Source organism: Nostoc sp. (assembly GCF_036917635.1).
Lineage (GTDB): Bacteria > Cyanobacteriota > Cyanobacteriia > Cyanobacteriales > Nostocaceae > Nostoc.
The window spans coordinates 1-2,517 of the sequence record NZ_JBALCW010000055.1; the positions used below are offsets into that span (position 1 = coordinate 1).

At 43.9% G+C, this 2,517-nt stretch carries 4 protein-coding genes and 1 pseudogene; 4 read left to right on the forward strand and 1 reads right to left on the reverse strand.

Annotated elements, in window-relative coordinates:
* Positions 1-12: 12 nt before the first annotated feature.
* Positions 13-543 (reverse strand): alkaline phosphatase family protein, encoded by a 531-nt coding sequence (locus V7K32_RS14510; protein ID WP_334994301.1) that lies wholly within the window; start codon positions 541-543, stop codon positions 13-15.
* Positions 544-565: 22 nt separating this feature from the next.
* Here V7K32_RS14510 and V7K32_RS14515 point away from each other — a divergent pair, with 22 nt between their 5' ends.
* From V7K32_RS14515 to V7K32_RS14530, 4 genes and pseudogenes are all read left to right on the forward strand, one after another.
* Positions 566-718: a hypothetical protein gene (locus tag V7K32_RS14515; protein ID WP_334994303.1), complete on the forward strand. Its 153-nt coding sequence runs from the start codon at positions 566-568 to the stop codon at positions 716-718.
* 155 nt (positions 719-873) lie between these two features.
* Complete coding sequence (locus V7K32_RS14520) at positions 874-1,044, forward strand: hypothetical protein (RefSeq protein ID WP_334994305.1); 171 nt, start codon at positions 874-876, stop codon at positions 1,042-1,044.
* A 57-nt stretch (positions 1,045-1,101) separates the two neighbouring features.
* Positions 1,102-1,836: a tyrosine-type recombinase/integrase gene (locus tag V7K32_RS14525; protein ID WP_334994307.1), complete on the forward strand. Its 735-nt coding sequence runs from the start codon at positions 1,102-1,104 to the stop codon at positions 1,834-1,836.
* A gap of 113 nt (positions 1,837-1,949) precedes the next feature.
* A pseudogene (locus tag V7K32_RS14530) lies at positions 1,950-2,027 on the forward strand (hypothetical protein); the annotation flags it as partial.
* Positions 2,028-2,517 lie beyond the last annotated feature (490 nt).

Consider the following 2,517-nt stretch of genomic DNA (forward strand, 5'->3'; position numbering starts at 1 on the left):
TGGGGTCATACTTCAAACTGCTGGAATTCTTTTGCAATATACATTTTGGCAGTTTTTGACCCCTATTTCTTCAAGCTTTGTGAGAAATCCGGGTAAGGTGCCACCCAAACCATTATTCCAAGATGCATCAACGTTTTCAGCAAATTCTACGACAGTACCTGGTTTGGCGGTGCCTGCGGTGATTTGGGCAGCAGTAGTGCCTGGGGCATACAAGGCGCGACTGTAGGATTTATCATAAAATACACCTGTAGTACCGGGGTTAGCACCAGTGATATAGTTTAGCTCCCCAGGAAAGGAATCTGATGGTGCAGAAGCAAAAGCATTGGTGTATGTCACACCTTCTCTCTGCAAACGCTTGATATTTTTCAAAGAAGATTGCAGATTAGCAACTGATAGATCCGAGTTGTGCAATCCATCAATCGAAATAATCAGAACATGACTAAAGCGGGCAGTTGTATTTCCGGGACTGATTGCTTGGACACCAGGAATCAGGGTGTTGCTAACAATCGTCGCCGTCAACACCCCAGAAAGCGTTTTCTTCATTGTGTGTAACTATATTGGAAAAATGGCTGATGATTTCAAAAAGAAAGCAAAAATTATGAATTCAAGGGCTACTTCTTTTGCCAATGGCTTTCGCCCAGCATTTATTAAAGATTCCCAGAATCACCCCATTGAGAGCATTGAAAAAATAGAAGCGAAATCCATTCACAGGTATTGATTACAAATATACGCGGAAGTAAATGCTCACAGTGGGTTTTGGGTGATTTTGCTGATTATTGGGAAGCACAAATTTCATTTAATCAATAAAAACGTAAACAACGCAAGTAGACTGAATCTAACCCATACCAACTTTCCCCAGTTGAACTGCTTGCATTGCCCCCTGAAAACCTAGCACCGCGACTAGGTTTAAGTCCGTCGAGCCTCGCACCGGAACGAGAAAAACTCACTACCAAAGAATTTATCAGTTGGACTCGTAATCGTGACCCAAGGGGCATCGGTTGGGAATGGAATGCAAAAGACGGACTTTACCACCCAGTTAAATAACTGCCACTGTCCCCCCAATAGGGTTTAATGAAGGAGCATTCAACATAAGAATACCCAATGTTGAATACACAACCGCTCACTAACACCGAACTTATCGACCTCTGGCTGCATGGTAAAAGTCCTAACACCATTGACGGCTACCGCCGTTATGCCAATCGGTTTTTTTCTCATGTCAACAAGCCGCTCTCTGATTGCACCTTGATGGACTTTCAGTTGTGGGTGATGTCACTAAGTAGTTCTGACAACAGCAAGCGGGTAGCAGTAGGAGCAATTAAAAGCCTGTTTTCTTTCGCTAAACAGTTGGGGGTGATATCGGCTAATTTGGGTGTGTTAGTTAAGTCACCCAAGGCAAAAAATCGATTGGCAGAACGAATTCTTACTCAAGAGGAAGTACAATTACTGATAAATTCCACTACAAACGAGCGCGATCGCAGTATCGTTCGTTTACTTTACTTTGCAGGGCTGCGCGTGTCAGAACTGTGTGGTTTAAAATGGCGTGACCTGAAAGCGCGGGGGGATGGGGGGCAGATAACAGTATTTGGTAAGGGTGATAAAACAAGAACTGTGCTGGTGGGTGCTGGTATCTGGCGGGAAATTAACTCTTTAAAGGGTGCTGCCAAACACGATGACCCGGTGTTTGTTTCGCTCAAAGGTGGTCATCTCTGCCGCAGTATGGTGTTTCATATTGTCAAGAATGCTGCAAATCGCGCTCTTATTGAGGGGAATGTTAGCCCCCACTGGCTTAGACCCCACATTCCGCACTTCAAAATGTATTATCTATCTTTTCAATAAAAATTCCTAATAATGTTCAAATTATTAAGTATTAATATTGAATACCATTGGCGATTTATGTTGTTGATTTAACCATTTTTTTCCACCTATGGGAAATCTACGCATATTACACGATGAAGTGCGGAAAGTCGGTTAGACACAGCCACGCATCCCATAGCTTAGATAGGGGAGCGCCCATACACTTGTTGCAAAAAACGCTGGGGCATAGTTCAGTTGCCATCACGGAAATGTATCTGCACGCTAGACCGACTGATAGTAGTGGGTTGTATTTGCCAGATGATGATGAGTGATGAGGGTGCGATCGCTAGAATATGTATTGCCCAATGGATTTAGATTGTCGCCAAATGACAGGTGTTGACTATAAATGCTTCAACATCTCAACCTGTATGGAGAATTCCCATAAACAATCAATGGTCAAAACTGTGTTTTATCTACTCAACCAACAAATGTCCCAGCATCTTTTAACTGTGACCAAAAGATGTGGGAGGACTTTATTGCCCGTTGTAAGTCGAAAGGCACGACGGCAACAGCCAGTTTGGTTAAACCAGCAAGCCGGATAACAACACAACGGGAGCTTCCTTACACCGCCACCAGCCAATCACACACCACAGGTGTACACCCGAACTGAAAATTAATCCACACCTGCCACTGCCCCAGGTATCCGTTCCAGTAAGGCTCACC